General features: G+C 71.7%; 19 protein-coding genes and 2 pseudogenes. 8 read left to right on the forward strand and 13 right to left on the reverse strand.

The window, feature by feature from the left end; translation table 11 throughout:
- Nucleotide 1: 1 nt before the first annotated feature.
- The 11 genes and pseudogenes from FM076_RS11515 to FM076_RS11565 all read right to left on the reverse strand — a co-directional run bounded on the left by FM076_RS11515 (nt 2) and on the right by FM076_RS11565 (nt 13172).
- Nucleotides 2-1036 (reverse strand): annotated as a pseudogene (locus FM076_RS11515) (aldo/keto reductase).
- 28 nt (nt 1037-1064) lie between these two features.
- Nucleotides 1065-1871, reverse strand: coding sequence for a hypothetical protein (locus FM076_RS11520; protein WP_173870010.1), 807 nt, complete (start codon nt 1869-1871; stop codon nt 1065-1067).
- A gap of 46 nt (nt 1872-1917) precedes the next feature.
- Nucleotides 1918-2316, reverse strand: coding sequence for a hypothetical protein (locus tag FM076_RS11525; protein WP_173870011.1), 399 nt, complete (start codon nt 2314-2316; stop codon nt 1918-1920).
- Nucleotides 2317-2604: 288 nt separating this feature from the next.
- Nucleotides 2605-2763, reverse strand: a complete 159-nt coding sequence (locus tag FM076_RS11530; protein WP_173870013.1) for a DUF397 domain-containing protein — start codon at nt 2761-2763, stop codon at nt 2605-2607.
- On the reverse strand, nt 2726-3619 hold the full coding sequence (locus FM076_RS11535; RefSeq protein WP_173870015.1) for a Scr1 family TA system antitoxin-like transcriptional regulator: 894 nt from the start codon (nt 3617-3619) through the stop codon (nt 2726-2728). Before FM076_RS11535 ends, FM076_RS11530 begins: the two co-directional genes overlap by 38 nt.
- A 457-nt stretch (nt 3620-4076) precedes the next feature.
- Nucleotides 4077-6407, reverse strand: a complete 2331-nt coding sequence (locus FM076_RS11540; protein WP_173870017.1) for an FUSC family protein — start codon at nt 6405-6407, stop codon at nt 4077-4079.
- Between the two features lie 156 nt (nt 6408-6563).
- Nucleotides 6564-8060: a CoA-acylating methylmalonate-semialdehyde dehydrogenase gene (locus FM076_RS11545; protein ID WP_173870019.1), complete on the reverse strand. Its 1497-nt coding sequence runs from the start codon at nt 8058-8060 to the stop codon at nt 6564-6566.
- Nucleotides 8061-8159: 99 nt separating this feature from the next.
- Nucleotides 8160-10046: a 3D-(3,5/4)-trihydroxycyclohexane-1,2-dione acylhydrolase (decyclizing) gene (gene iolD / locus FM076_RS11550; protein WP_173870021.1), complete on the reverse strand. Its 1887-nt coding sequence runs from the start codon at nt 10044-10046 to the stop codon at nt 8160-8162.
- On the reverse strand, nt 10043-10984 hold the full coding sequence (gene iolB, locus FM076_RS11555; protein WP_173870023.1) for a 5-deoxy-glucuronate isomerase: 942 nt from the start codon (nt 10982-10984) through the stop codon (nt 10043-10045). The genes iolD and iolB overlap by 4 nt, the downstream gene beginning before the upstream one ends.
- A gap of 23 nt (nt 10985-11007) precedes the next feature.
- Nucleotides 11008-11895, reverse strand: a complete 888-nt coding sequence (locus FM076_RS11560; protein WP_173870025.1) for a Cgl0159 family (beta/alpha)8-fold protein — start codon at nt 11893-11895, stop codon at nt 11008-11010.
- Nucleotides 11896-11993: 98 nt separating this feature from the next.
- Nucleotides 11994-13172 (reverse strand): 5-dehydro-2-deoxygluconokinase, encoded by a 1179-nt coding sequence (locus FM076_RS11565; protein ID WP_173870027.1) that lies wholly within the window; start codon nt 13170-13172, stop codon nt 11994-11996.
- 372 nt (nt 13173-13544) lie between these two features.
- Here FM076_RS11565 and FM076_RS11570 point away from each other — a divergent pair, with 372 nt between their 5' ends.
- Nucleotides 13545-13739: a MerR family transcriptional regulator gene (locus FM076_RS11570; RefSeq protein WP_173870029.1), complete on the forward strand. Its 195-nt coding sequence runs from the start codon at nt 13545-13547 to the stop codon at nt 13737-13739.
- A gap of 77 nt (nt 13740-13816) precedes the next feature.
- Nucleotides 13817-14035, forward strand: a complete 219-nt coding sequence (locus FM076_RS11575; RefSeq protein WP_173870031.1) for a heavy-metal-associated domain-containing protein — start codon at nt 13817-13819, stop codon at nt 14033-14035.
- A gap of 443 nt (nt 14036-14478) precedes the next feature.
- Here the strand turns inward: FM076_RS11575 and FM076_RS11580 are convergent, their stop codons facing one another.
- On the reverse strand, nt 14479-15783 hold the full coding sequence (locus tag FM076_RS11580) for a citrate synthase (RefSeq protein WP_173870033.1): 1305 nt from the start codon (nt 15781-15783) through the stop codon (nt 14479-14481).
- A gap of 213 nt (nt 15784-15996) precedes the next feature.
- Nucleotides 15997-18216 carry an SF1B family DNA helicase RecD2 gene (gene recD2 / locus FM076_RS11585; protein ID WP_173870035.1) on the reverse strand — a complete coding sequence of 740 codons (2220 nt, stop codon included), beginning with the start codon at nt 18214-18216 and terminating at the stop codon, nt 15997-15999.
- A gap of 280 nt (nt 18217-18496) precedes the next feature.
- On the opposite strand from recD2, the gene FM076_RS11590 reads away from it, so the two are divergent.
- From FM076_RS11590 to FM076_RS11620, 6 genes and pseudogenes are all read left to right on the forward strand, one after another.
- Nucleotides 18497-19504 carry a LacI family DNA-binding transcriptional regulator gene (locus FM076_RS11590; RefSeq protein WP_173870036.1) on the forward strand — a complete coding sequence of 336 codons (1008 nt, stop codon included), beginning with the start codon at nt 18497-18499 and terminating at the stop codon, nt 19502-19504.
- The gene (locus FM076_RS11595; RefSeq protein ID WP_173870037.1) at nt 19501-21066 is read left to right on the forward strand and encodes a sugar ABC transporter ATP-binding protein; all 1566 of its coding nucleotides are present in this window, start codon (nt 19501-19503) and stop codon (nt 21064-21066) included. The genes FM076_RS11590 and FM076_RS11595 overlap by 4 nt, the downstream gene beginning before the upstream one ends.
- Nucleotides 21067-21085: 19 nt before the next feature.
- Nucleotides 21086-23063, forward strand: a pseudogene (locus tag FM076_RS33650) (substrate-binding domain-containing protein).
- A 94-nt stretch (nt 23064-23157) separates the two neighbouring features.
- Entirely contained in the window at nt 23158-24201 is a 1044-nt protein-coding gene (locus tag FM076_RS11610; RefSeq protein WP_173870040.1) for a ribokinase, read from the forward strand.
- Nucleotides 24198-24587, forward strand: coding sequence for a D-ribose pyranase (rbsD, locus tag FM076_RS11615; protein WP_173870042.1), 390 nt, complete (start codon nt 24198-24200; stop codon nt 24585-24587). Before FM076_RS11610 ends, rbsD begins: the two co-directional genes overlap by 4 nt.
- Before the next feature lie 266 nt (nt 24588-24853).
- The coding region (locus FM076_RS11620; RefSeq protein WP_173870044.1) for a sugar phosphate isomerase/epimerase family protein at nt 24854-25283 on the forward strand (430 nt) is incomplete at its 3' end.

Below are 25283 nucleotides of genomic sequence, written 5' to 3' on the forward strand. Positions count from 1 at the left end.
CTCAGGGCCGGGGCCGAGGACTCGCCGAAGGCCCGGCGGTGGCCCGGACTACCGGGAGCCCGCCAACAGGCTGCCGCTTGTAGAAGGACTCCTCCAGGTAGGCGGCCTCGTGCGGCTGGTAGGGCTCCTCCAGGTAGGCGGCCTCGTCCTCGTCGAGTTCGACGTACAACGCGGCGACCGCGTCGGCCAGCTGGGCCGGCTTGGTGACCCCGACGATGGGCGAGGTCACCACCGGGTTGCGCATGACCCGGGCCAGGGCGACCTGGGCCGGGACAGACCCCGCTTGCCCGCGATCTCGTGGACGCGCTCGGCCACCGCCTGGTCCTCGTCGCGGTAGAGGATCTTGTCGCCCGCGTCGGTCCCGGCACGCGCTGTCGCGGCGTCCCGGGCCCGCGTCAGCCTGCCCCGCGCCAGCGGGCTCCACGGGATCGCGCCGATACCCTGGTCGGCGCGGAGCGGGAACATCTCCCGCTCCGCTTCCCGGTGAATGAGGTTGTAGTGGTCCTGCATCGACACGAACCGGGTCCGGCCGTTCAGGTCAGCCAGGTACAGGGCCTTGGCGAACTGCCAGCCGTACGTGGAAGAGGCTCCGATGTAGCGGACCTTCCCGGACTTGACCGCGTCGTGCAGCGCCTCAAGGGTTTCCTCGATCGGGGTGTCGTAGTCCCAGCGGTGGATCTGGTACAGGTGACAGCCAGGCGCCGTTCGGGCCGGGGCGCATCCGCATCCAGACCTTGGTGGAGAGAACGACCTCCTCGCGCCGGGCGAAGTCCTCGACCGCCTGGGCGACGATCTCCTCACTGCTTCCGGCGCTGTACCCATTGGCCGTGTCGAGAAAGTCAACGCCGGCCTCAAGCGCCTGCTTGATGAACTCCCGGCTGGCCTCCCCGCCCAGCGACCACGGCTCGCCGCCCCGGTCCGGCTCGCCGAAGCTCATACAGCCGAGGGCGATGGCGGAGACTTCCAGCCCGGTTATTCCGAGCTTGGGTGTATCGCATGCCTGGGAAGCTACGAGCTGGAGGGCGCTCCAACGCACATACGTCTCGGTCCGCAATTCGGATTTCTCAGCCGAGCGCGCGGGGCACAGCGGCGGGCAACTGTGCTCGGGATGCTGTGACGATGACGGGGATTGTGTGCCCCGCCGCCTTCAACGCATCGCCTGTCACTTCCACCAGCCACACCGCCACATCAGGTGACCACTCGCGCACACGGCACAAGAGCCGCACTGCCGGCCGTGCGCCTTCGATGAGCGGCTGTCCTTCCCCCGTCGCGGCAAGGTACGCGGTCACGTCCTGCGGTGCGGCGGCTACTTCGGCGGCTGTGCCAAAATGGTCCTGCACGGCTCGACGGACACGGGAAGCCTCCTGCGGGCCCCATGCAGAAGACGGAGCAGCGGAGACCGTCACAAGCACGTCGACGGACAGGGAGGGATCAGCCAGCCCGAACCAGTCGCGCATGTCCTCCCAATCGCCCTCGGCGTCCCCAGCGGTGATCTGCAGAGGCAAGTATGTCCGCAGCGCGGTGACTGTCGGCTCACCTGCCCGCTCCAAGGCATCGGTCAGGACACGAGCCATGGGCAGGACCGGCAGACGCGGGAGAAGAACGTCGTCAGGAATGTCCGCACGCAGCCAAGCGAGAGCACGAATTCCCGTTCTGCCGGACCAGTCGCCTCCCCTGTCACAGTCGGCCCAGCGATCCGGAACCTGGAAGAATTTCCTGCCGCTTGACGACCGCCATCCGTAGGGAGCGTGCCAGCCGTAGGCATCAGCTCGCTGCATCGCGAGGTCCAGTACAGAATCGCGGAACTCTTCCTCACCGGCGCGTTCAAGCCACGGATACGGCTTGAAACTCCCATGGATCTCAACAGTCATTCCGCAGTGCATAGCCAACTCCCCGGTGGAATCTCCACCACCTGCCTCAGACAGCACAACGCCTCTTCACCGGCTTGGTATACGCCTTTTCCGGCGAATCAGCAACGCCAATGATGTCGACGTCGATCAGGCTGCGCCACTGACGCGTCTTTTTGCTGCTGCATTTCCTCCGCGCTGTGGCACGTGGCTTGCTGCTGCCAGGGTTGGCAGGCTTGACCTTCTTCACCCCCTTGGCAACCGTGTGCCATTTCTTCCCCTTCTTCGCCCTCACCTGCAGCCAGATTGTCACCTTGGCCTTGCTGCCGGGACCGCTGAACTTCTTCCACCACCCGTGAGCTGACGCGGTCCTGGGCGCGGTTCTCGAGATATGGACGCGGTCACCGTAGGTTCCGAAACGCCCAGCTCCGGCAGCATAGGTCTCCGTCCGTACGTCGCCAGTGCTCACCTCGTGAACACCTGCGGCATCAAGACCAGGGTCCGCAGCTCCCCCCTGTGCGTGCGCTTGCGCTGGAACCGCGGCACCTACGGTCATCAGTACGGCCAGTGCAACGGACGCAGCTATCTCGCGAATGCACACGTAGAGTTCCCTCCACCACCTGCGAATGCAAACGCATTCCACACCATCGCATAGTAAGGCTGCTTGTCAGTCGTATAGGAATTCTTGCAGCAGGACCTTCGTGTGGCACCGTGGGAGGGCAGGCGATCTCGTTCCTCGCGGGTGAGGGTGGCCCGGTCAAAGCCGTGGGAGATCAGTGACGAATTGTGGGCGGTGATCGCGGTTGCGCACCTGCGTGACGAACGCGGCCCACGCCGCTGTTGAAAACACCAGCGGCGTGAGGGACGGGTCCTTGCTGTCACGCACCGGGACGACGCCGAACGTGCCGTCCGGCACGTTGTCGTGACTGTGTGCGCGTCACGGCACGTCGCCGGGACCGCGTACGTGTGAAGCGTGCCGCTGCTTCAGTGATGAGCCGGGCGGACCGCGCTTCACCGTACGATCTGGCGTGCAGCTGCTCGAAGGCTCCGGTGTAGGCGGCAACCAACGCGGGGTCCTCGAGCAACCGCCCGTGGTCTGCCCCTTCGCTGTACACCACTTCGGTCCCATCAGACATGGTCAGGATGACCACGGAACCGCCCAGCATCGCGTGTTCCCGCGAGCCGAAGGGAAGCACGCGGAGGGAGTGCCGGTCGCACGCCGCCCTCAGAGCCAACAACTGCTCGCGCATCGCGTCCTCCCCACCCACGGTGTGCAGCAGCACAGCTTGGTCCAGGATCAGACAGAGCTTCGGGGCGTCAGGCTTTTCCAACCGGGCCTGCCGTGCCAGGCGGAGACTGACACGTTCGTGGAGCAGGTCCGGATGTTCCAGCCCGACACCCAGCACCGCTCGGGCGTACGCCTCCGTCTGGAGGAGACCGGGCACCGTGTGCGAAACGTACTCCCGAATGGCGACTGCTTTGGCGGCCAGGTCGAAGAAGCGGCGCGACCAGCGCGGCGAGCCGTCGTAGACATACGGCCACAGCTCGGCGAGCTGTCCATCCGCCTCAAGCACCGTCTCCAGCGCATGCGTCAGCTCGGCCGAGGGCCGCGCACCGTATCCGCGCTCCAGTTGAGCGATGCGCGACTGGGTGACATAGACCCTCTCGGCCAGCTCCTTCTGGCTCCATCCGCGCTGCTTCCGCAACGTCCTCAGCCGTACACCGAACAGTGCGGCCTTCGTCTGCGGTGGCTTCACCTGGCTGCTGATCACACGCGCCCCCAGCCATTACTTCCCGATTGGTACACCCTGATGCGCTGGTGAGACTACGACCAGTCACGCAGTCTGGACGGACCGAATGGGCAACTCAGCAAGACAAGAGGCAGCTGTGGAAGTTCGTCCGTGCAAGGACTGCACGTGGTACCGCGCTCAGATCGAGGGTGCGGCGAAGTATCCGAGGGTCCGCGCCGATCTGGAGGCGCTCTTCGGCGCGCATCTGCGCCGCGCTCACAGCGACGCCGAACGCGCCGCGCGGCGAAGGGCGTGACGGTGTGGTCCGAGGGTGACCGGGTGCGGGACGAGAAGTCGGGCAAGGCCGGGACGGTCGTCCAGGTGACGGGCCCGCCGCCGTTCATCTACCGCGTCATGGTCGCGGCGCACGACGGCGGGCCGCCGATCATGATCTACCGCTACGGGCACCAGTTGCGCGAGGTCCGCCCGGCCCCGGGCGTCAGCTCCCCGTCCTCCCCCGCTTGGGGACGACGGCCTGGGCGAGGTCGTCCAGGGCGTCGGTGAGGAGTTCCGCGGTGCGCAGGGCGACGGGCGGGGGGTGGTCGGCCTGGTCCCACCAGCGGGTCAGGGCCTCGTGCACGCCGCTGAAGTCGACCGGTTCGCTCTCGCGGATGGCGGTGGCGGCGGCCGAGACCGCGGGGGCCAGGGCCGCGGAGAAGTCGGCCGCGCCGGTGTCGGGCGCGGCGTCGCGGTCGGGCAGGTGCGCCTCCAGCAGCATGGTGGCCCGCCCCAGGGTGACCAGTGCCGACTGGGCGTCCCCCGCGGCCCGCCGGGAGAGCGGGGAGAGGCCGCCGTGGTGGCGTACGGGCTCGGCCTCGGCGCGGCTGACGCTCTGCTCCCAGTTCTGGCGGGCGGCGCGGGTGTCCAGCAGGGCCTCGCGGACCTGGCGGGGGGCGGCGCGTTCGGCGGGCTGCGCGAAGGCGTCCATGACGGCGATGGCGTACCGTCCGGTGGCCGCCAGCCAGTCGGCGAGCCGGTCGCGCAGCAGCGGTGTCTCCCAGGCGGGGAAGAGCGCGTAGCTGAGCATGGCCAGCACCCCGCCCAGGGCGGTCAGCCCGACCCGTTCGTAGGCGGTCTGGTACCAGTCGGCGCCCAGGATGCCGAGCAGGAAGACCACGTACGCGCCGGTGCACAGGGAGGCGATGGCGTACCCGGTGCTCATCAGCAGGTACTGGCAGCCGACGCTCACCACGGCCAGCGCGGCGCTCAGATACGGGCCGGGGCTCGCCAGTGCCATCACCGTCCCGGCGACGGCGACGCCCAGCAGCGTGCCGACGAACCGCCCCACGCCCCTCTCGTAGGTGCGGGAGAAGTCGGGCCGCAGCACCATCGCGGCGGTCAGCGGCACCCAGTAGCCGTGCGCGGGCGGCAGCGCCTCGCCGATCAGGTAGCCGACCGAGGCCACCCCGCTCACCCGCAGGGCGTGCCGCAGGATGGGCGACGTCCAGTGGAGTTCGCGGCGGAAGGCGCGGGCGGCCACCGGCACCAGTCCGATGAGGGTGGGCATGTGCAGATGCCGTTCGCGGGCCAGCGCGTGCCCCGCCGCGGGGGTGTGCTTGCCGCCCGCGGCCCTGCCCTGCTGGAGGCGGGCGGCCTCCGCCTCCTCGGCGGCGAGGTCCTCGGGGTCGGGGCCGTAGGGCCCGTCGAGGCTGGCGTCCACCGTGCGCGGCCGGTCGGGGTGGCCGGGCCGGCGGCCCTCGCGGTCGGCCACGTGCCAGGTCACCCGGCCCCACAGCCCTCCACGGGTGACCTCCACCGGCTCCTGCGCGGCCTCGACGGCGTCGTCGGTGAGCGCGATCAGCCGCAGCCCCGCGCGCCGTGCGGGACCGGTCAGCACGGGCCCGCTCTTGGGCACCTGGAGCACGTCCAGCGCCTGGTCGGGCAGACGGACGCGTTCACCGCGGCGGATGGCGCGCGCGGTGGCGTCCAGCACGGTGGCCGCGGCGGCCAGCAGTTCGCGGACCCGGTCGCGTTCGGGCCCGACCATGGGCGCGCCGCCGACCACCGGGTCGGCGAGGGAGGCGAGCACCGGCCGGAACCGTTCGGCCAGCGCGCGGTAGCCGTGCAACTGGCGGGGCCGGCGCCGAGCCTGACGGGGGGTGACGGCGGCGGCGCTGCGGGCCTCGATCAGCGGTTCGGGGTCGAAGGGCGCCATCGGGTCGTGCCGCAGCCGGCGGGCGTAGTCCGCGACCCCGGCGAGCGCGTCCGCGAGCGCCTCACGCCGCTCGCCCCACGGTCTGATGGGGAAGAGCACGATCAGCCCGGCCTGCACCACCCCGCCCAGGGCGATCAGCGCGGCGTGGCTGAGCGCGCCCAGCGTGGAGGTGGGCAGGTGGACGGTGATGAGCATGACGGAGATGTTGAACGCGGCCACCACCCCCGAGGTGGGCCCTATCCCCCACGCCATCCCCGCCAGGAACGCCCACAGCGCCAGCAGCAGCACGAACGCCCACGGCCAGGCGACCAGCAGGTAGCCGAGGAAGGTGGACAGCGCCAGCCCCGTGGAGGCGGCCAGCGCCAGCACCGGACGGGGCCGCCAGCTGCGCTGGAAGGTGGCGATGCCGGAGGCGAAGGCGCCGAACGCACTGGAGACGGCGAGTTGCGGCGTGCCGATCCACAGCGCCAGCCCGACCACGACCGCCAGGCCGCACGCGCCGCGCACCGCCAGCAGCGGCGTCAGCGACGCACGCTCCACGGTCAGCCCGCTGCGGGCGGTCTCCTTGAGCGCCCGCAGCCAGCGCACGGGGGCGGCCTTCACATTTCCGAACATGCCGCCGAGGTTACCGGCTGGCGCCTGGCCCGAACGTCCTGGTGAGGGGCGCTTTTCCTGCCCGCCGCAGCGGCGGTCAGCAACGGCGGCGGTCCGCCACGGCGGCGGAAACGGGACCAGGGGCGCCCCTTCGGGGTCCCCGGAGGGGGAACCGTCTCAGTGGTTGCTGGGGAAGCCGAGGTTGATGCCGGCGCTGTCGGCGGGGTCGGGCCAGCGGGTGGTGATGACCTTGCCGCGGGTGTAGAACCGCACCCCGTCGTTGCCGTAGATGTGCAGGTCCCCGAAGAGGCTCTGCTTCCAGCCGCCGAAGGAGTGGTAGCCCACGGGCACGGGGATCGGCACGTTGACGCCGACCATGCCCGCCTCGACCTCCAGTTGGAAGCGGCGGGCCGCGCCGCCGTCGCGGGTGAAGACGGCGGTGCCGTTGCCCCACTTGCTGGAGTTGATGAGGGCGAGGCCCTCGTCGTACGTCCCGGCCCGCACCACGCACAGCACGGGCCCGAAGATCTCGTCGTCGTAGGCGGCCATGCCCGGCTTGACCTTGTCGAGGAGGGAGACGCCGAGGAAGAAGCCGTCCTCATGGCCGGGCACGGTGAAGCCCGTGCCGTCCACGACGACCTCGGCACCCTGCGCGGCGGCGCCGGCCACGTAGGAGGCGACCTTGTCGCGGTGCTCCCGCGTGATGAGCGGCCCCATCTCGCTCGCCGGGTCGTCACCCGGCCCGATCCGCAGCGCGCGGGCCCGCTCCGCGATCTTGGCGACCAGTTCGTCACCGGTGTCGCCGACGGCCACCACGACGGAGACGGCCATGCAGCGCTCGCCCGCGGAACCGTAGGCGGCGTTGATGGCGTTGTCCGCGGCGTGGTCGAGGTCGGCGTCGGGCAGCACCATCATGTGGTTCTTCGCGCCGCCGAGCGCCTGGACGCGCTTGCCGTGGGCGGTGGCCTCGGCCTGGACGTACTGGGCGATGGGGGTGGAGCCCACGAAGGAGACGGCCGCCACGTCCGGGTGGGACAGCAGCCGGTCGACGGCCTCCTTGTCGCCGTTGACGACGTTGAGGACGCCCTCGGGCAGCCCCGCCTCGGCGGCCAGCTCCGCCAGCCGGTAGGCGGCCGAGGGGTCCTTCTCGCTGGGCTTGAGCACGAAGGTGTTGCCGCAGGCGATGGCCAGCGGGAACATCCACATCGGCACCATGGCGGGGAAGTTGAACGGGGAGATGCCCGCGACCACGCCGACCGGCTGCCGGATGGCGGCCACGTCCACCCGGGTGGAGACCTGGGTGGACAGCTCGCCCTTGAGCTTCTCGGGGATGCCGCAGGCCAGTTCCACGATCTCCATGCCCCGCGCGACCTCGCCGAGCGCGTCGGAGTGCACCTTGCCGTGCTCGGCGGTGATGAGCGCGGCGATCTCGTCGCGGTGCGCGTCCAGCAGTTCGCGGTACCTGAAGAGGAACGCGGTGCGCCGGGCCAGTGAGGTGCCGGACCACTCGCGGTAGGCGGCCCGGGCGGCGGCCACCGCCGCGTCCACCTCCTCCACCGAGGCGAGGGCGACCCGGGTGGGCTGGGCGCCGGTGGCCGGGTTGTAGACGGGCCCGAAGGAGCCGGAGGTGGACTCGACCGGCTTGTTGCCGATCCAGTGGCCGAGGGTCTTCATGGGGAGGGGACCTTTCTTGGGACGGGGTGGTGCTCGCTCACAGAGTCCGCTGCGGGGTCACGCGGGGCGCCGGAGGAGTCGCGAGGGGTGCCGCGGGGGTCACAGGTACCGCCGCTGGTGGGCACGGTGCCGTTCGTACTCCGCGCGGGCCGCGCGGGCGGCCGGGCGCCGCGAGGTCTCGGCGACGGCCACGTCCCACCAGGCCGCGGCACCGGGCGCGGGGACGGCCGGGTCGGTGTCGGTCTCGACGTACACGCAGGTGGGCCGGTCCGAGGCGCGGGCGGCGGCCAGCGCCTCGCGGAGCTGGTCGAAGGTGGCGGCCCGGTGCACCTCCATGCCGAGCGAGGCGGCGTTGGCGGCCAGGTCGACGGGGAGCGGGGCGCCGGTGTAGCCGCCGTCGGCGTCGCGGAACCGGTAGGCGGTGCCGAAGCGTTCGGCGCCGGTCTGCTCGGAGAGGGCGCCGATGGAGGCGTAGCCGTGGTTCTGGACGAGCACCACGTTGATGTTGACGCCCTCCTGGACGGCGGTGACGATCTCGGTGGGCAGCATCAGGTAGGTGCCGTCGCCCACCAGCGCCCACACGGGGCGGTCGGGGGCGGCCATCCGCACGCCGATGGCGGCCGGGATCTCGTAGCCCATGCACGAGTAGCCGTACTCGACGTGGTACTGGCGCGGCGAGCGGGCGCGCCAGAGCTTGTGCAGGTCGCCGGGCATCGATCCGGCGGCGTTGACGATGACGTCCTCGTCGCCGACGACGGAGTCGAGCGCGCCGAGCACCTGGGTCTGGGAGGGGCGGGCCTTCTCCTCCAGCGGGTGCGGTGCGAACGCCTCGGCGACGGTGCGCTCCCACGCCTCCTTGCCGCGGGCGCGGGCCGCCTCGTAGTCGGGGGAGACGCGGTGCCCGCGCAGCGCCCCGGTCAGCGCCGCCAGCCCGGCCCGCGCGTCGGCGACGACGGCGAGCGCGCCCATCTTGTGGCTGTCCGAGGCGGTGATGTTGAGGTTGACGAAGCGGGCGGTGGGCGCGAAGAGGGTGCCGGAGGCAGTGGTGAAGTCGCTCCAGCGGGTGCCGACGCCGATCAGCAGGTCGGCGTCGCGGGCCAGTTCACCGGCGGCGGCGGTGCCGGTGTGGCCGAGGCCGCCGACGTCGCAGGGGTGGTCGTGGCGGAGCGAGCCCTTGCCCGCCTGGGTGGAGGCGACGGGGATGCCGGTGGCGTCCGCGAGGGCGCGCAGCGCGTCCTCGGCCTCGCTGTGGTGGACGCCGCCGCCCGCGACCAGCAGCGGCCGGCGCGCGGCCCGTACCGCCTCGGCGGCCCGCGCCAGCACCTCGGGTTCGGGCGCGGGGCGGCCGATGCGCCAGATCCGGTCGGCGAAGAACTCCTCGGGCCACTCGTGCGCCTCGGTCTGCACGTCCTGCGGCAGGGCCAGGGTGACGGCGCCGGTCTCGGCCGGGTCGGTGAGCACCCGCATCGCGCCGAGCGCGGCGGGGACCAGCGCCTCGGGGCGCGCCACCCGGTCGAAGTAGCGGGAGACCGGGCGCAGCGCGTCGTTGACGGAGATGTCACCCGCGTACGGCACCTCCAGCTGCTGGAGGACCGGGTCGGGAACGCGGGTGGCGAAGATGTCGCCGGGCAGCAGCAGGACGGGCAGCCGGTTGACGGTGGCCAGCGCGGCGCCGGTGACCAGGTTGGTGGCGCCCGGCCCGATGGAGGTGGTGACGGCCTGCGCCGAGAGCCTGCCCCGCTGCCGGGCGAAGCCGACTGCGGCGTGCACCATGGCCTGTTCGTTGCGGCCCTGGTGGAAGGGGAGCGGGGCGCCGGGCCCCTGTCCGCTCTCGACGAGGGCCTGGCCGAGCCCGGCGACGTTGCCGTGGCCGAAGATGCCCCAGCAGGCGTCGATCAGCCGGTGCCGCACCCCGTCGCGCTCGGTGTACTGGGCGGCGAGGAAGCGCACGAGCGCCTGCGCGACGGTCAGCCTGATGGTGCTCATCGCTCACCCTGCCCTTCCTGCGAGCCCCCTCGCGCCTGTGCGGACTTTGCGGATTCCTTCGCCTCGTACAGCGGAAGCCTTGGATCCACAGGTGTATCGGCCCACGTGCCACGAATCCACGCGTGGTCTGGATGGTCGCAGATAAGCCACGCGCGATCCACCCCCGGTCCGGCCATCACGTTGAGGTAGTACATGTCGTGCCCGGGCGCGGCCATGGAGGGGCCGTGCCAGCCGTCGGGGATCAGCACGGCGTCGCCGCCGCGCACCTCGGCGAGCACATCGGTGCCGCCGCCGTGGCCGCTGGGCGTCACCCGCTGATAGCCGACGCCCTCGGTGGTGCCGTGCGGGGCGATCTCGTAGTAGTAGATCTCCTCCAGTTCGCTCTCCGCCCCCTCGCGGTGCTCGTCGTGCTTGTGCGGCGGGTAGGAGGACCAGTTGCCGCCGGGGGTGAGGACCTCGACGGCGATGAGCTTGTCCGCCTCGAACACCCCGGCGGCGGCGAAGTTGTTGACCTGCCGCGAGCACTGCCCGCTGCCGCGCAGTTCGACGGGGACGTCCTCGGCAGCGCCGTAGCGGACCGGCAGCCTCCGGGTGCAGCGCGCGCCCGTCAGCGCGAACCGGCCGCCCGCCGCGCTGGAGAGCCTCAACTCCGCGTCGCGCGGCACATAGGCGAAGTCGCTGACGGCGGTGAAGACGCTCTCCCTGCCGTGCAGGCGCAGCCGGGTGCCCTCGGCCTCGACCGTGCAGCCCCCGGACAGGGGCAGCACGATCCACTCGCTCCCGCCGGTCGCCATCGTGTGCGAGCCGCCGGGGGGAAGCTCCAGCACGCGCAGCGAGGAGTGGTCCCAGCCCGCGCTCTCGGGGCGGATGTCGAGGGCGTACGGGCCGGATGCGGCACGGCCCGCCCGCAGGTGGAAGCGGTCGGTGGTGTTCGTCATGTGCAGCCCCTTCTCGGCCGGCCTCAGAGCAGGCCGACGGCGGTGTCCACGGCCGCGCTCACGTCGCCGTCGGCCGGATAGAGCAGCGAGCGCCCGACGACGAGTCCGCGCACGGTCGGCAGGCTCAGCGCCTTGCGCCACTTCTCGTAGGTGCCCTCCTGGTCGCCGTGCACCTCGCCGCCGAGCAGCACGACGGGCAGCGAGGAGGTCTCGCACACCCATGCCATGTCGTCGGGGTCGGTGGTCACCGGCAGTTTGAGCCAGGTGTAGGCGGAGGTGCCGCCGAGCCCGGAGGCGATGGCGACGGAGCGGGCGACGGCGGGCCCGCTCAGGTCGGTGGTCACCCTGCCCTCCACCCGGCTGGTGAGGAACGGTTCGACGAAGACGGGCAGCCGGCGGGCGGCCATCTCGTCGATGGCGCGCGCGGTGGCGTGCAGGGTGCGCAGCGAGCCGGGGTCGTCGTAGTCGATGCGCAGCAGCAGCTTGCCCCCGTCGAACCGCAGCCGCTCGATGTCCTCGGCGCGGTGCCCGGTGAAGCGGTCGTCCAGTTCGAAGGAGGCACCGGCCAGCCCGCCCCGGTTCATGGAGCCGAGCGCCACCTTGCCCTCGAGCGCGCCGAGCAGCAGCAGGTCCTCCAGGACGTCGGCGGTGGCCAGCACCCCGTCCACCCCGGGCCGGGAGAGGGCCAGCACGAGGCGTTCCAGGAGTTCCGCCCGGTTGGCCATGGCGAGCCGGTCGCCGCCGACGGCCAGCGCGCCGCGCGCCGGATGGTCGGCGGCCACGATCATCAGCCGCTCGCTGTCGTCCACCAGCGGTCGGCGCGCGCGGCGCGCGGCGGCCTCGGCGATGGCCTCCGGATGCCGGGTGCGCACGGACGCCAGCTCGGAGATGCTGACACTGCGGGTGGTCAAGGCGGGCTCGCTTTCGGAACGTCGGGGGGTGGCGTGGAGCCCCGGGCGGCGGCTGCGCGTGGACGCTGGACGGGCCGCCGGGCGGGGCCGCCGCGCGGTCAGGAGCGCAGCAGGTCCTCGACCTCGGGCGCGGTCGGCATGGCGGAGGAGCAGGCGAGCCGCGAGGCGACCAGCGCCCCGGCCGCGTTGGCGTACCGCATCACGTACTCCAGTTCCCATCCGGCCAGCAGCCCGTGGCACAGGGCACCGCCGAACGCGTCGCCCGCGCCCAGCCCGTTGACGACCCGCACCGGGTGCGGCGGCACCTCCGCGACGCCGCCGTCCTCGTGCATCGCGAGCACGCCTTCGGGGCCCTGTTTGACGACGGCCAGTTCGACGCCGGCCGCCAGCAACGCCTCGGCGCAGGCGCCAGGCTCGCGCTCCCCGGTGGCGACCTCGCACTCCTCCAGGTTGCCGACGGCGACGGTGGCGTGCGCGAGGGCGGCGCGGTAGTGGGGGCGGGCGGCCTCGGCGGCCTCGGCCGCGGTGCGGTCCCCGTCGCGGCCCGCGCCCCAGAAGGCGGGCCGCCAGTCGAGGTCGAAGACGGTGGCGGTCGCCGCCCGGGGTGCGGTCACCGTCCCGGTGGCGGCCACCGTCCCGGATCCGGTCGCCGCACCGGAGGCGGTCGCCGCCCCGGGTGCGGCCGTCCCTCCGGAGACGGTCGCCGCCCCGGAGGCGGAGGCCGAGGCCGCCCCGGGCGCGGAGGCCGCCTCGGCCTCTCCCGCGCCGCTTCCCGCGTCCGCGCGGCTCCCCCCGCCCGTGCCGCGGGCGGCGAGCGCGGCGAGGGTGGCGCCGCGGCTGGGCTCCTCGCACAGCCCGGTGCCGGTCATCCAGAAGATCCGGGCGGCGGCGATGCCGTCGAGATCCAGCTCGCCTTCGTGGATCTCCAGGTCGGGGGCCTTGGGCTGCCGGTAGAAGTAGAGCGGGAAGTCGTCGGGCGGGAAGATCTCGCAGAACGTCACCGGGGTCGGGTACCGCCGCACGGGCGTCACCCACCGGTCGTCCACGCCGAAGCCGCGCAGCGCCTCATGGCAGTAGAGGCCGAACGGGTCGTCGCCGGTGCGGGTCACCACCGCGGTGGAGCGGCCGAGCCGGGAGGCGGCGACGGCCACGTTGGTGGCGGAGCCGCCCAGGAACTTGCCGAAGCTCTCGACGTGCTGGAGCGGCACGCCCGCCTGGAGGGGGTAGATGTCCACTCCGATGCGGCCCATGGTGACCACGTCGTGCGGCTCGGTCATGGCTCCCGTCCCCTCTCCTGCCGGCGTGCCCGGCCCGTCCTTCCCGGCCGTCCTCCGCTGCCGGGCCCGCCGGTCCGCGCGGGCGGCGGCCCCTGCGGATGGCGACCTCCGCGAGCGGCGGCCCGCGAGGGTGGCGGCCCTCACGGGTGGCGGCCCGGCTCATCGTCCGTCGGGCCGAAGACCCCTGTCAATACTTTGTCCTTACATATTGACGTGACGCGACCCCGGCAGCCCCAAGGCGCGCACCCTGTCGCCAATGTCACGGTTCCACCGGTCCGCTGTCACAGCCCGTCCACAGCCCCCCGCCAAGGATCACTCTGCGTCGTTCACCCGGCACAGCCCAGTGCTCGCCAGCCGACCTGAGAGGTGGAGATGGCCGACCGACAGCTGTGGTCGTACCGGGAGATCGCCGCGCACATCGGCGTCAAGCCGGACACGGTGCGCTCCTACAAGAAGCACGGTCTCCTACCGGCGCCGGACCTCGTGGAGAGGGGGCGGCCCTACTGGTTCGCGGACACCGTCCGCGACTGGGTCACCCGCAGACCGGGACACCGCGGGGGCCGCTGAGGAGAGGGGGCGGACTTGGCGTATACCCGCAGGGGGTATAGTGTGGCGCGTCCGAACCGGCAACTGAAGGAGGGGCCATGAGCACCGTCACGACCACTTACAAGGTCTCCGGAATGACCTGCGGACACTGCGAGGGCGCGGTGTCGGAGGAGATCTCCAAGATCGAGGGCGTCTCCGCGGTGAAGGCCGTGGCCGCCTCCGGCGAGGTGGCCGTCACCTCCTCCGGCGAGCTGGACGAGGCCGCCGTGCGCGAGGCGGTGGACGAGGCCGGCTACGAACTGGTGGGCCGCGCCTGAGCAGGCCGGCCGCGCGCCGGAGCACCGAGACGGCCGGACGGCTCCGCGCCGCCGCCCCCGGACAGCGGAAGCGCCCCGTCGTACGAGTCCCCCCACGGGCCCGACGACGGGGCGCTTCCTTTTCCCGGTCATGGATTCCCCCCACGGGATCCTGGCCGGGCGCTTCCTGGGTGACCGTGCGGGCGGGAGGGCCGCTCAAAGCTCCCCGTGCACGTTCACCGTTCCTTCACCTCGTATCCGTCCCCCAAGACGGACGCGAAGCCGGGCGACGACTCCGCCGGGAGGCCGACGCCACCCGGTTAGACCCGCGAACCCCACCGATGGTTACCCCCCAATTTCTGTGACCTACGTCTCTTCTGAAGGGTTACAAACGGAAGACCCCCATCCGGATGGACGGGGGTCTTCCGCTTACGGGGTCCGCGCCCGGCGGGCCTCCGGTGTCCTCAGCGGGCCTCCACCGGGACATAGTCGCGCTCGACCACGCCGGTGTAGATCTGCCGCGGACGGCCGATGCGCGAGTTCGGCTCCTTGATCATCTCGTGCCACTGGGCGATCCAGCCCGGCAGCCGGCCGAGCGCGAACAGCACGGTGAACATGCTGGTCGGGAAGCCCATCGCCCGGTAGATCAGACCGGTGTAGAAGTCCACGTTCGGGTAGAGCTTGCGCTCGACGAAGTAGTCGTCGGACAGCGCGTGCTCCTCCAGACGCAGCGCGATGTCCAGCAGCTCGTCGCTCTTGCCCAGGGCCGAGAGCACATCGTGGGCCGCCGCCTTGATGATCTTCGCCCGGGGGTCGAAGTTCTTGTAGACGCGGTGGCCGAAGCCCATGAGCTTGACGCCGTCCTCCTTGTTCTTCACCTTGCGGATGAAGGAGTCGACGTCGCCGCCCGAGGCCTGGATGCTCTGGAGCATCTCCAGCACGCTCTGGTTGGCGCCACCGTGCAGCGGGCCCCACAGCGCGTTGATGCCCGCCGAGATCGAGGCGAACATGTTGGCCTGCGAGGAGCCGACGAGGCGGACCGTGGAGGTCGAACAGTTCTGCTCGTGGTCGGCGTGCAGGATCAGCAGCTTGTCGAGGGCGTTGACCACGACCGGGTCCAGGTCGTACTCCTGCGCCGGGACCGAGAAGGTCATCCGCAGGAAGTTCTCGACGTAGCCGAGGTCGTTGCTCGGGTAGACCACCGGGTGGCCGATCGCCTTCTTGTAGGCGTAGGCGGCGATGGTGGGCAGCTTGGCCAGCAGCCTTATGGTCGAGAGGTGCCGCTGCTCCTCGTCGAAGGGGTTGTGGCTGTCCTGGTAGAAAGTCGACAGCGCGCTGACCACGGAGGACAGCATCGCCATCGGGTGGGCGTCGCGCGGGAAGCCGTCGTAGAACCGTTTGACGTCCTCGTGCAGCAGGGTGTGCTGCGTGATCTCGTTCTTGAACGCGCTCAGCTCGTCGACGGTGGGCAGCTCGCCGTTGATGAGCAGGTACGCGGTCTCCAGGAAGGTGCCGCGCTCGGCGAGCTGCTCGATCGGGTAGCCGCGGTAGCGCAGGATGCCCTGCTCACCGTCGAGATAGGTGATGGCGGACTTGTAGGCGGCGGTGTTGCCGTACCCCGAGTCCAGGGTCACCAGACCGGTCTGGGCACGCAGCTTGCCGATGTCCACGCCACGGTCGCCCACCGTGCTGTCGACGACCGGGTAGCTGTACTCGCCGTCCCCGTAGCGGACTACTACGGATTTCTCGCTGTCGCGGTTCTCGCTCACGTCATCCCTCACCGACGTAGTGCCTCTTCTTCGAGGTGCCCTGACTTCTTCCACTCTCCCTTATCCAGCGCCGTGCGGTGCACTGGGGGTCAGCCAGAGGGCTCCATGGTGGCACGCAGTGCCGCCCAACTAGCTATCCTGCACCCTTCTGGGCGTCATGGTCACCCCCCGGAACGCTTCCCGCCTCCCGGGACGTCCGCCGAGCGAGCCGCCTCACGCCCCGCGCAGCCGGTGGGCCAGCGCCGTGCAGCGTCTTCCGGCCGAGACCGTGCGGACCGCCTGACCGAGTGCCCTGCGCGACCCGACCAGAACCACCAGACGCTTGGCCCGGGTGACCGCCGTATACAGCAGATTGCGCTGGAGCATCATCCAGGCACCCGTGGTGACCGGGATCACCACGGCCGGGTACTCGCTGCCCTGCGAGCGGTGGATCGTGACGGCGTAGGCGTGCGACAGCTCGTCCAGCTCGTCGAAGTCGTAGCCGATCTCCTCGTCCTCGTCCGTGAGCACCGTCAGCCGCTGCTCCTCCGCCTCCAGCGCGGTGACCACCCCGACGGTGCCGTTGAAGACGCCGTTCGCCCCCTTCTCGTAGTTGTTCCTGATCTGCGTGACCTTGTCGCCCACCCGGAAGACCCGGCCGCCGAACCGCTTCTCGGGCAGCCCCGGGCGGGCCGGGGTGACCGCCTGCTGGAGCAGCCCGTTCAGGGCGCCGGCCCCCGCCGGGCCGCGGTGCATGGGAGCGAGCACCTGTACGTCGCGCCGCGGGTCGAGCCCGAACTTCGCGGGGATGCGGCGCGCCGCCACGTCCACCGTCAGCGCCCCGGCCGCCTCGGTGTCCTCCTCCACGAAGAGGAAGAAGTCCTCCATGCCCTGGGTGAGCGGCTGCGCCCCGGAGTTGATGCGGTGCGCGTTGGTCACCACGCCCGACTGCTGCGCCTGCCGGAAGACGCGCTGGAGCCGGACGGCCGGCACCGGGCCGCCCTCGGCGAGCAGATCCCGCAGCACCTCGCCCGCGCCCACCGAGGGCAGTTGGTCCACATCGCCGACCAGCAGCAGATGGGCGCCGGGCGGGACCGCCTTGATGAGTTTGTTGGCCAGCAGCAGGTCGAGCATGGACGCCTCGTCCACCACCACCAGGTCGGCCTCCAGCGGACGCTCCCTGTCGTAGGCCGCGGCACCGCCCGGCTTCAGCTCCAGCAGCCGGTGGACGGTGGACGCCTCGGCCCCGGTCAGCTCCGACAGCCGTTTGGCGGCGCGGCCGGTGGGCGCCGCCAGCACCACGCGGGCCCCCTTGGCGCGGGCCAGCTCCACCACGGAGCGCACCGTGAACGACTTGCCGCAGCCCGGCCCGCCCGTCAGCACCGCCACCCTGCTGGTGAGCGCCAGCCGCACCGCCTCCCGCTGCTCGGGCGCCAGCCGCGCGCCCGTACGCGCCGCGAGCCAGCCCAGCGCCCTGTCCCAGCCGACGTCCTGGAACCAGGGCAGGCGGTCCTCCCCCGCGCGCAGCAGCCGCTTCAGCTGCGCCGCCAGGGCCACCTCAGCGCGGTGGAAGGGCACGAGGTAGACGGCCGTCAGCGTCTCGGCCGGGTGCTCCGGGTCGGGCACCGGCTCGCGGACGACGCCGCCCTCCTCCTCGTCGTCCGCCAGTTCGGCGAGGCAGTCGATCACCAGGCCGGTGTCGACCTGGAGCAGTTTGACCGCCTCGGAGATGAGCCGCTCCTCGGGCAGGTAGCAGTGCCCCTGGTCGGAGGACTGCGACAGCGCGTGCCGCAGGCCGGCCTTGACGCGCTCCGGGCTGTCGTGCGGGATGCCGACGGCCTGGGCGATCCGGTCGGCGGTCAGGAAGCCGATGCCCCACACGTCGGCCGCCAGCCGGTAGGGGTTCTCGCGCACCACCGGGATCGCGGCGTCGCCGTACTGCTTGTAGATGCGCACGGCGATGGAGGTGGAGACGCCCACGCCCTGGAGGAAGACCATCACCTCCTTGATGGCCTTCTGCTCCTCCCAGGCGGCGGTGATCAGCTTGGTGCGCTTGGGGCCGAGCCCGGGGACCTCGGCGAGCTTGGCCGGGTCCTCCTCGATGACCTCCAGCGTGCGGACGCCGAAGTGGCTCACGATGCGGTCGGCGATGCGCGGGCCGACGCCCTTGACCAGGCCGGAGCCCAGATAGCGGCGGATGCCCTGGATGGTGGCGGGCAGCACCGTGACGTAGTTGTCCACATGGAACTGGCGTCCGTACTGCGGGTGGGAGGCCCAGCGGCCCTCCATGCGCAGCGACTCCCCCGCCTGGGCGCCGAGCAACGCGCCCACGACCGTGAGCAGTTCTCCCTGGCCGCGGCCGGTGTCCACCCGGGCCACCGTGTACCCGTTGTCCTCGTTGGCGTAGGTGATGCGCTCTAGGACCCCTTCGAGCACGGCAGGCTGGAACGTCATGTCCAGACCGTAGCGCCGGATACCGACACCCCGGCAGCCCTGTGGACAACCGTGCGCAACCTCTGGGAACCGTCCGCGTAACGGCCGCAGTTGCGTGTGCACGCGCATCATCACGATCTCGCATCGGCCACGTCAGCAACTTGCGTCAGCATGCGCACATCACTTTCCATGACCGATGTAATCGTTTCCATGCGCGGCGCGGCGCCTCCCGGCGGCCTGCGCGCGGAGGCGGTTCTCTCCCTCTTCCCCGTTCTCTCCCACCCTGGACTCCGGCACGGCTATGGCAGGCATCAAGGACGTGGCGAAACGCGCCGGCGTCTCCGTGGCCACGGTCTCGCGCGTGCTCAACGACCACAGCGGCGTCCGTGAGGAGACCCGTGCCCGCGTCCTGACGGCCGTCTCGGAGCTGAGCTACCGCCCCAACACCCTGGCCCGCTCGCTGCGCACCGACCAGACGCGCACCCTCGGACTGGTGATCGGGGACGTGCTGAACCCCTTCTTCACCGAACTGGCCCGCGCCGTCGAGGACGAGGCGCGCGGCCGGGGCTACAGCGTCATCATCGGCAACGCCGACGAGCAGCTCGCCCTCCAGGACCACCACGTGCGCACCCTGCTGGACCGCCGGATCGACGGGCTGCTCGTCTCCCCCGCCGACGGCGACTCCGTCGCGCTGCGCGAGGCGGCCCTCGCCGGCATCCCCATGGTCTTCGTCGACCGGTGGATCGAGGGCCTGGACGTGCCGCTGGTGCGGGCAGATGGCCGGGAGGCCGTACGGGAGCTGGTCGCCCACCTGCACGCCCTCGGGCACCGCAGGCTGGCCATCATCACCGGGCCGGTGGCGAGCACCACCAGCAACGAGCGGCTGGAGGCGTTCCGTTCGGCGCTGGAGGAGTTCGGCCTCCCGCTGCCCGGCGGCTACATCGGCCAGGGCGACTTCCAGACGGCCAGCGGGCGCCGGGTGACGGAGGGCTTCTTCGCACTGCCCGAGCCGCCCGACGCCGTCTTCGCGACGGACAACCTGATGGCCCTGGGCGTCATGGAACAGCTGCGCAGGCTGGGGCTGCGGGTGCCCCACGACGTGTCGCTGGCCGCCTTCGACGACATCCCCTGGTTCCTGCACACCGATCCGCCCATCACCGCGATCGCCCAGCCCACCCAGGAGCTGGGCCACCGCGCGGTCGCCGCACTGACCGATCTGGTGGAGGGACGGAGCGCCGGTTCCGTCACCCTCTCCGCCCACCTCATAGCGCGCCGCTCCTGCGGCGAAGACGAAAGGACGCGCCGTTGACCACCCCAGACCCGCCCCCGGCACGGGAGTTGCTGCGCACGGAGGGCATCCGCAAGACCTTTCCCGGCGTGGTCGCCCTGGACGGTGTCGACTTCGACCTGCGCGCGGGCGAAGTGCACGTCCTGCTGGGCGAGAACGGCGCCGGCAAGAGCACGCTGATCAAGGTGCTCTCCGGTGCGTACCGCGCCGACGCGGGACGGGTGCTGCGCGAGGGCCGGCAGGTGCGCATCTCGGACGCGGAGGCGGCGGAGAAGCTCGGCATCGCCACCATCCACCAGGAGTTCAACCTGGTGCCGCAGCTGTCCATCGCGGAGAACATCTTCCTGGGCCGCCAGCCGCGCCGTCTGGGGCTGGTGGACCGCAAGAAGATGGAGGCCGACGCCAGGGTGCTGCTGGAGCGGGTCGGTGTGACCGCGCACCCGCGCACCCCCGTCGGGAAGCTGGGCATCGCCGGCCGCCAGATGGTCGAGATCGCCAAGGCGCTCAGCCTGCGCACCCGTGTACTGATCATGGACGAGCCGACCGCCGTGCTCACCTCCGAGGAGGTCACCCGGCTCTTCGCGATCGTCCGCAGGCTGCGCGCCGAGGGCGTGGGCATCGTCTTCATCACCCACCACCTGGAGGAGATCCCCGCCATCGGCGACCGGGTCACCGTGCTGCGCGACGGCCGCAGCGTCGGCCAGGTCCCGGCCGACACCCCGCAGGAGGAGCTGGTGCGGCTGATGGTGGGCCGCAGCATCGAGCAGCAGTACCCCCGCGAGACGGTGAAGGCGCAGCAGGCCGCGGCCTCGGCGGCGCCGCTGCTGCGGGTGACGGGGCTGCGCAAGCAGGGCGTCTTCGAGGACATCAGCTTCGAGGTGCGCGCCGGCGAGGTCGTCGGCATCGCCGGGCTGGTGGGCGCGGGCCGTACCGAGGTCGTCCGCGCGGTCTTCGGGGCCGACGGCTACGACGCGGGCCGCGTCGAGGTGGCGGGCAAGCGGCTGCCGGGCGGCGATGTGTGGGCCTCCCACACGGCGGGGCTCGGGCTGGTGCCCGAGGACCGCAAGGGGCAGGGCCTGCTGCCGGACGCGTCGGTGGCCGACAACCTCGCGCTGGTGACGATGCGCGAGGCGAGTCGGGGCGGGCTGGTGGACCGCGGCGGGCTGCGCAAGGAGGCCGCCCGCATCGCCGACCGGCTCGGTGTGCGGATGGCCGGGCTCGACCAGCACGTGCGCACCCTCTCGGGCGGCAACCAGCAGAAGGTCGTGATCGGCAAGTGGCTGCTCGCCAACAGCCGCGTGCTGATCCTGGACGAACCCACCCGCGGTATCGACGTGGGCGCCAAGGTCGAGATCTACCAGCTCATCAACGAGCTGACGGCCTCCGGCCACGCGGTACTGATGATCTCCAGCGACCTCCCCGAGGTGCTGGGCATGAGCGACCGGGTCCTGGTGATGTCCCAGGGCCGGATCGCCGGCGAACTGACCGCGCGGGAGGCCACCCAGGACGCCGTCATGGCCCTGGCCGTCGGCACCTCCGCGCCAGGAACGAGCGAGATGGAGGACTCTCCCCGTGGCCATTGACACGCAACCGGGTCACCGCCTGGACAAGCGCCCCGGCGGCAAGCGCCCCGGCGGCAGCGGGGCACCGGAGGTCGTACGGCGCATCCTGCTGGACAACGGCGCGCTGAGCGCGCTCGTCGTGCTGGTCGTCGTCCTGGCGATCATGTCCGGTGACTTCCTCACCACGACGAACCTGCTCAACGTGGGTGTGCAGGCGGCCGTGACCGCGATCCTCGCGTTCGGCGTCACCTTCGCCATCGTCTCCGGCGGGATCGACCTGTCGGTCGGCTCGGTGGCCGCCTTCTCCGGGGTGATGCTCGGCTGGTTCACCACCACCCAGGGCATGCCGGTCTTCCTGGGCGTGGTGCTGGCCATCCTCACCGGCACCGCCTGCGGCCTGCTCAATGGCGTGCTGATCTCCTACGGCAAGCTCCCGCCGTTCATCGCGACCCTGGCGATGCTCTCGGCGGCGCGCGGTCTGGCGCAGGTGGTCTCCGAGGGCAACCCGGTGCTGCTGCCCGACTCCCTGGCCTGGATCGGCAAGACGATCGGCGAGTGGCTGCCGGTGCCGGTCATCGTGATGCTCGTGATGGGCCTGGTGGCCGCGCTGGTGCTCGCCCGCACCTACAGCGGGCGCGCGATGTACGCGATCGGGGGCAACGAGGAGGCCGCCCATCTGTCCGGAATCCGGGTCCGCCGCCAGAAGCTGGTGATCTACACCCTGGTGGGCACCTTCGCCGCAGTGGCCGGAATCGTCCTTGCCTCCCGGCTCGCCTCCGCCCAGCCGAACGCCGCCACAGGTTACGAACTGGACGCGATCGCAGCCGTCGTGATCGGCGGCGCAAGTCTCGCCGGAGGCGTCGGAAAGGCTTCCGGAACGCTTATCGGTGCGCTCATACTGGCTGTTCTGCGCAACGGACTCAACCTTCTCGACGTTTCCGCTTTCTGGCAGCAGGTCGTCATTGGGGTAGTCATCGCGCTCGCCGTGCTACTCGATACACTGCGTCGTCGCACGTGATCTTTGTGCGACGGGGGAGTTCGCGTAGTTCGTCCATCTGCCGACTGCAAGGAATGCAGCAATGAGCAAGAGAAAGAACACGTCTGCCGTCGTTCTGGCCACGGCAGTCGCCCTGACGGCTTCGGCCTGTGGTTCCGGCGACGATGCGAAGGGCGGTAAGGAGAAGCCCAAGATCGGCTTCGCCATATCGGCGCTGAACCAGCCCTTCATGGTCCAGATGAAGGAGGGCGCCGAGGCGGAGGCCAAGGCGCAGGGCGCCCAGCTGAGCGTCCAGAACGCCTCCGACGACGCCTCCCAGCAAGCCAACCAGATGCAGAACTTCACCTCGCAGCAGGTGAAGTCGATCATCATCAACCCCGTCGACTCCGACGCGGCGGCCCCCGCCGTCAAGGCCGCGAACAACGCGAACATCCCGGTCGTCGCCGCCGACCGCAGCGTGAACAAGGCGGAGGTCAAGACCACCGTCGCCTCCGACAACGTGGCGGGCGGCAAGCAGGCCGCCAAGCAGATCGACGAGCTGCTCGGCGGCAAGGGCGAGATCCTCGTCCTCCAGGGCCAGACCGGCACCTCCGCCTCGCGCGAGCGCGGCAAGGGCTTCGCCGAGGGCCTCAAGAAGTACCCCGGCATCAAGGTCGTCACCAAGCAGCCGGCGGACTTCCAGCGCGCCAAGGGCCTGGACGTGACCACCAACGCGCTGCAGTCCCACCCGGACATCGACGCGGTCTTCGCGGAGAACGACGAGATGGCGCTGGGCGCCATCAAGGCGCTGGGCGCCAAGGCCGGCAAGAGCGTCAAGGTCGTCGGCTTCGACGGCACCCCCGACGCGATGAAGGCCATCAAGAAGGGCACCATGAACGCGACCGTCGCGCAGCAGCCCTCCGAACTGGGCAAGATGGCGGTCCGCAACGCCATGCGCGTCGTCGACGGCACCACCGTCGACAAGCAGATCAAGGTGCCGGTGAAGATCGTCACCAAGAAGAACGTCGACCGGTTCTCCTGAGCGGCGCCCGGTTCCCCGACGGGAGCCGGACGGGCAGCAGGCTGAACGGCCCGCGGCGGGCGAGGTCCGCGCGGGGTCAGAAGGAGCACACCGGATGCACGAGTACGACCTGCTGGTCGTAGGGTCCGCCAACGCCGACCTGGTCATCGGCCTCGAACGCCGCCCCGCCGCGGGCGAGACGGTGCTCGGGTCGGACCTGGTGATCCACCCGGGCGGCAAGGGCGCGAACCAGGCGGCGGCAGCCGCCCGGCTCGGCGCCCGCACCACGCTGCTGGCGCGCGTCGGCGACGACGCGTACGGCCGGATGCTGGCCGAGGCGCAGCGCGACGCGGGTGCGGCGTTGGCGGGACTCCTCGTGGGCCCGACGGACACTCCGGGCACGGTGGGCAAGGAAGGCATCAAGGAGCCCGGCGAGGGCGGCGCCACGGGTGGCGCCGAGGGCAAGGGCGCCCCCACCGGCGTCGCCCTCATCACCGTGGACGCCGCGGGGGACAACAGCATCGTCGTCTCCCCCGGTGCCAACGCCCGGCTCTCCCCCGACGACGTGGCGGCCGCACGCGCGCTGTTCGAAGCCGCCGCCGTCGTCTCCCTCCAGCTGGAGATCCCGCTGGAGACGGTAGCCGCGGCGGCACGGGCCGCGGCCGAGCACGACGCGCGACTCGTGCTCAACCCCTCTCCGCCCGCACGGCTGCCCGAGGACGTGCTGGCGCTGTGCGATCCGCTGGTCCTCAACGAGCACGAGGCCCGGCTGCTGCTGGATACCGGGCGGTCGCTGGGCGACGATCCGCGGGAGTGGGCCACCGCGCTGCTGGGGCTCGGCCCGCGCAGTGTCGTCATCACGCTCGGGGCGGAGGGCGCGCTGGTGGCCGGGCCCGGCGTGGGCGACGGTCCCACGGACGGCATCGGCATGGTGCGGGTGCCCAGCCCCCGGGTGCGGGCCGTGGACACCACCGGCGCCGGAGACGCGTTCACCGGGGCGCTCGGCTGGCGGCTGGGCCGGGGCGACGGCCTGGAGCAGGCCGTGCGGTACGCGGTGCGCGTGGGCGCCTTCGCGGTCACCCGGGCCGGTGCGCAGGAGTCCTACCCCGGCGCGGCCGAGATCGAGGCGGAGCGCGGGGAACAGGAGAGCGCCCAGTGAAGAAGTCCGGGATACTCAACCGCCATCTGAGCGGCGCGCTGGCCCGGCTGGGCCACACCGACCTGGTCGTGGTGTGCGACGCGGGGCTGCCGATCCCCGAGGGACCCGCGGTCGTGGACCTGGCGTTCCGCGCGGGCGTGCCCTCCTTCGCCGAGGTGCTGGCGGGCCTCCTCGACGAGCTGGAGGTCGAGGGCGCGGTCGCCGCGAGAGAGGTCCAAGCGGCCAACCCGGAGTGCGGTGCGCTGCTGGCGGACCGCCTCCCCGGTCTCGAACTGGTGCCGCACGAGGAGCTGAAGGCGCTCACCGGCCGGGCCCGGCTGGTGGTGCGCACGGGCGAGGCCAGGCCGTACGCGAACGTGGTGCTGCGGTGCGGGGTGCCGTTCTGAGGACGCGCACACCGGTGCGCACCGCCCGCGGCTGAGGACTTCGAAGGGCCCGGTCCACCGGACCGGGCCCTTCCTCTCCCCCCTCGGCTCCCGCTTCCCCCCTCGGGAGTGCCGACACAGACCAAGACACGCGGCCTGGTGGAACGGTTGCACCGCCCGGCGTGAATTTTTTCCGGCGGGGATATTCACCCCCGCGGGCCGCCCTCCCGCCCGACACGTGGGGTCCGGGCCTTGCCGGGCGGGAGGGCGTCTGGTCGGCTGGGCCCATGCGACTCGCCTTCTCCACCCTCGGCGTTCCCGGCATGCCCCTCCCCGACGTCCTGGACCTGGCCGGCCGGGCGGGCTTCCACGGGATCGAGCTGCGCGCCCACCCGGAGGAGCCCGTCCACCCCGGCCTGGAGCGGCGCGCACGGCGTGAGGTGGCCGAGCGGTTCGCGGACGCGGGCCTCGCGCCGCTGTGCGTGGCCGGCTACCCGAGAATGGCCGCCACGGGCGACGACGCCCCCGTCCTCGCCGAGGTGCGTGACCTGCTGGAGCTGGCCGCCGGCCTGGGCGCGCCGTACGCGCGGGTCTTCCCCGGCGGCGACGGCGGCGGTGCCGAGGCCGACGCGACGGCCGTGCGGCGGCTGGAGCGGGCCGCCGCGATGGCCGGCGACCTGGGCGTGCGGGTGCTGCTGGAGACGCACGACTCGCACG

Origin of the sequence: Streptomyces albus subsp. chlorinus, from assembly GCF_013302895.1 — a bacterium.
In the GTDB taxonomy this organism is placed as follows: Bacteria; Actinomycetota; Actinomycetes; order Streptomycetales; family Streptomycetaceae; genus Streptomyces; species Streptomyces chlorinus.